Origin of the sequence: Pseudomonas sp. CM25 (assembly GCF_013179705.1) — a bacterium.
Taxonomy (GTDB): domain Bacteria; phylum Pseudomonadota; class Gammaproteobacteria; order Pseudomonadales; family Pseudomonadaceae; genus Aquipseudomonas.
This window is the reverse complement of the sequence record NZ_JABMCW010000410.1, coordinates 1-4292: the sequence shown is the minus strand read 5'-3', so window position 1 is coordinate 4292 and position 4292 is coordinate 1. Positions and strand designations below refer to the sequence as shown.

The window sequence follows — 4292 nt, the reverse complement described above, 5'->3', positions numbered from 1 at the left end:
CAGCCTTGATTTCCTTGGCGTGCTGGGCGAAGGCCACGGCGTCTTCGGTGCGGATGCCACCGGTGCCGACGATCAGCGGCAGGCGGCCGTTGAGCACGTCCTTGGCCTGGGCGGCCAGCTCGATGCGCTCTTGGGTGGTGTGGGCGTAGTACTCGCCGGTGGAGCCACCGATGATCACGCCGTGGATTTTCGAGTCGACCAGGTATTCGAGGACTTCGGCGAACGCCGCCTTGTCGATCGAGCCGTCCGCAGCCAGCGGAGTGATTGCCGGGGTGTAGATGCCTTCGAATTTCACGGTAGGTTCTCCAGTGCGTTGCTCAGTGTCGTAAAAGCCGCAGCGCAAGGACGCTGCGGCAGGTTGTAAGGGTTCAGCCCAGCGAAGCCGCTTGTTGCAGGTTCAGCGAACGGGTTTCCGGTGCCAGGGCGAGCGAGAAGGCCAGGCCGACGAAGGTGACCACGGCGGCGGCATACATGGTTGCGCCGATGCCGTAGCTGTCGAGCGCGATGGGCACCAGCCAGGTGCCGACGGCAGCGCCGATGCGCGACATCGAGGTGCCCACACCCACCGCGCCAGCGCGGATCTCGGTCGGGAACAGTTCGTTGGGGTACACCAGCTGCAACACCTGGGCGCCACCGATGAACAGCGCATAGGCGCCGAACAGGGCCAGGATGAGCATCTCGTTACCGTTGCTGAAGGCACCCAGGCCCAGCAGCGCCAGCCCTGACCAGAAGAAGCTGTGCAGCAACGTGGTGCGGCGGCCGATGGTGTTCAGCAGGCGGGTGCCGATGATGCAGCCGACCACGAACAGGAACGTGATGGCGATCGAACCGATCGATGCCCAGTCACCCTTCAGGTTGAGTGCGCCCAGCACCCGGGGGGCGAACGCGTAGACGGCGAACACCGGGATCACCGAGCAGGTCCAGAACATGGTGACGAACAGCATGCGCTTGCCGTAGCCGGAGTGCAGCAGGCTGAGGAACGACAGCTTGTGGGTCTTGGGCTCCTCCGGCAGGTTTTTCAGTGAAAAACCGTTGCCGTACACGCGCTTGATCACCTGTTCGGCTTCGGCCGAACGGCCTTTGCTGATCAACCAGCGCGGTGATTCCGGGGTGCCCAGGCGAATTGCGAACAGCAGCGCACCGATCACGGCGGCACTGGCCAATACCAGGCGCCAGGCATCGTCGCCGCCGTGGCGCAAAATCGCCTCACCCGCCAGGTAGGCAGTGGCAGCACCGGCGAACCACAGCACGGTCAGGGTGGCCAGGCGTGGGCCACGGTTTTTCTTGGGCAGGAACTCCACCAGCAGCGAGGTGGCGACCGGGTATTCGATACCCACCGCAATACCGATGGCGAAGCGCAGCAGGAACAGGGCCAGCGCCGATTCCACCCAGAACTGCGCCACCGAGGCCAGGATGAACAAGGTCGGGCCGACGAAAAACACGCGTTTGCGGCCAAAGCGGTCAGTCAGCCAACCGCCGAAGAAGCCACCGAAGAAAATGCCGATCAGCGCCGAGGCGGCAATCATGCCCTGCCAGAAACTGGTCAGGCTGAGGCCTGCAGACATCTGCACCATGGCCACGCCAATGATGCTCAATACACAGCCGTCGACGAACGAACCGCCACCGGAACGCAAGGTCAGCAACTGGTGGAAGTTGTTGATCGGTACATCTTCAATCGAAACATTGGTACTTGTCATTGTTGTTCCTACCACTCTGCTACATGCACATTTTCAAGGCGAGCGAGTCCGCGAAACTGAATACAGCACTCAGCCCCGGGTGAATGGCCTGCTGGCCAATCATCGATTTCGGGCAAAGGGTGCCCGTGCCGGCTAAATAACCTCCGGCATCAAGTATTCAAATTACAACTCGTCAGCGCTCAGCTTTCCTGGCCTGCGCGGAACTGCCCCCACATCAGGTTGGCGTTCAAGCCCAGTGAAACCAAAGGCTGCGGCGGGTTGGCGCAAGGCCCGGGGGCATTCAGCAAAAACTCGATCAGTTGGTTCTTGTCACCGGCCAGCCAGTCGGCCAGCAACTTGCCGGTGACCGTGCCACGGGTAACGCCCAGGCCATTGCAGCACAGTGCGCCAACTACATTGGGCGCCAACTTGCCAAAGAAGCCCATGTGGTTGCGCGACAGTGCCAATGCACCGCCCCAGGTATATTCAAAGTTGACCCCGGGCAGCATCGGGAAGCGCCGGGCGAACGATTCGCGGTGACGCTGGACGAAACGCTCCAGGTATTTGCGGTTGCTGCGCCCGTCGGGGTTGTAGCTGAAGCTGTTGCGAATCAGCAGGCGGTTGTCGACGGTGCGGCGCATGGTGGTGCCGAACGGGTCGGCAGGGATCACGCCTCAGTAGGGTTTGCCACCCAGGCGCGCCTGCTCTTGCTCGGTCAGCGGGCGGGTGATACTGCCGTAGGTGAACACCGGCAGCATGCGGCCTTTGAGAAAGCCGAAGCTCATGCCGAACGCGTTGGTGGTGAGTACCAGCTTGTCGGCGGTAATCGAACCGTTGGCGTGGCGCAGCACCACCTTGTCGCCGTACTGAACGTCGGTGATCGGCGTCTTCTCGTACAGCGACACGTTGCCCGGCAGGCTGTCGGCCAGGCCTTTTACCAGCGCCGAAGGCTGCAACAGAGCAGTGCCTGGGGTGAACAGACCCTTGCGGTAGAAGTGCGTACCGATGTGATCGGGCAAATCGCGCCCTTCGATCACTTCGTAGGGCTGGCCGAGCTTGTCCAGGCCGCGGCGGTAAGCATCCAGCACGGCAATGCCGCGGTCTTCGATGGCCGCCTGATATTTGCCGCAATGACGGAACTGGCACTCGATGTCGTAGCGTTCGATCAGTTCCTTCAGGTATTCCTGGCCGCCCAGGTTGAGCTTGAGCACGGTCTTGGCGATGTCGATGTCGCCAATGTAGTCCTCGGCGCCGATGTCGTGCGGCAGGTCGATGGCAAAACCGGCGTTGCGCCCGGAGGTGCCAAAGCCGACTTCCTGGGCTTCGACCAGCACGATTTCGTCATCCGGAAAGTTCGTTGCCAGCTGCCGCGCGGCAGCCAGGCCGGTGAAACCGGCGCCGACCACCACCCAGCGTGCCTGGCTGTTACCACTGTGGGTCGGCCGTGGCGTGCGGGGCTTGCTCAGGTGATACCAGCCACAGGTGGCGTCATCAGCAGGTAACGAACTTATTCTTGTCATGTCACTAACCTGGATCTTGTCGTTGTCGTGTGGTCAGCAGCGGCGGCCCTGACCTTGGTCTTTCATATCTGGATCGGTACATCCAGCCCTTGCGGTGCGGCGTACTCGGCCATGCGCCGGCGCGACAGCTCGAAGTGCTCGCGCACCAGATGGCCAGCCATCTGCGGGTCGCGGCGCTCGATGGCCTGGATCATCTGCTCGTGCTGCTCGCAGGCCGCCTCGAGGTCGCGCTGCATGTCATCGGTGGTCGGGTGGCGATAGAAGATCTTGCCCAGCCGGGTGTGGTCGATCAGCAGGCGACGCAGGCTCGGCATCAGGTAGTCGTTGTGCGCCATCCGGCCGATTTCGAGGTGGAAGGCGTCGTTGTAGAGCACACGGTTTTCCACGTCACGCTCTTCGATGGCGCGGCGGAACTGGGCCTGAATGGCCTTGAGCACTTCGATTTCTTCGGCGCTGGCGTAGGTGGCGGCCAGTTGGGTGGTGGCAACGTAGATAAGCGGGGCGGCCACATAGAAGCTGTGCAGCGACTCGTGGTTCATGGCGGCGACGCGTGGCGCGCGGTTGGCCTCCAGCTCGATGTAGCCTTCGGCGGCGATCTGGCGCAGCAGCTCACGCACCGGGGGACGCGACAGGCCAAACTCGTCGCACAGGGCCAGCTCGTCCACCACGGCGCCCGGGGCCAGTTCCATACTGAGGATCCGGCGGCGCAGTGCTTCTGCAAGGACGGCTTTGCGGTCCTGCGGCACTTCTGCGGTGAGTGGTTGAACGGTGGCTTTCATGGCGGCCTTCTTTGTTGTCATAGCGCTATGTCTACTATTTGTATAACGACTATATGGCACTGTTAGACAATGTGTCTACAGCATTTTCGATGAACGGTGAAAACTGTCTGGGCCTTTGTTTTCAAGGCTTGGAGCGGTTTTTAGAGGTGAGATTAAACACCCTTGAAGCTGCATTGCCAAACCGGACAGGTATTTATCCATTTCAGACAAATGGGCGATGAGGGTCCGCCCGACACGGACCGCACAAACAAAAAAAAACCTTGCATGCAGGAGCTTCTCTTTCATTCAGACCCGTCAGACTTACGCAGCTGACAAGG

General features: G+C 61.5%; 3 protein-coding genes and 1 pseudogene. All 4 read right to left on the bottom strand.

The features are described 5' to 3' along the window. Positions 1–295 (bottom strand): dihydrodipicolinate synthase family protein (locus tag HP546_RS26730; protein WP_172231796.1); only part of this gene is annotated, 295 nt, incomplete at its 3' end. 73 nt (positions 296–368) lie between these two features. Continuing rightward, positions 369–1697: an MFS transporter gene (locus HP546_RS26725; protein WP_172231793.1), complete on the bottom strand. Its 1329-nt coding sequence runs from the start codon at positions 1695–1697 to the stop codon at positions 369–371. A gap of 179 nt (positions 1698–1876) precedes the next feature. After that, positions 1877–3196: pseudogene (locus HP546_RS26720) on the bottom strand (NAD(P)/FAD-dependent oxidoreductase). A 62-nt stretch (positions 3197–3258) separates the two neighbouring features. After that, entirely contained in the window at positions 3259–3975 is a 717-nt protein-coding gene (locus HP546_RS26715) for a GntR family transcriptional regulator (RefSeq protein WP_172231790.1), read from the bottom strand. Positions 3976–4292: the final 317 nt, after the last annotated feature.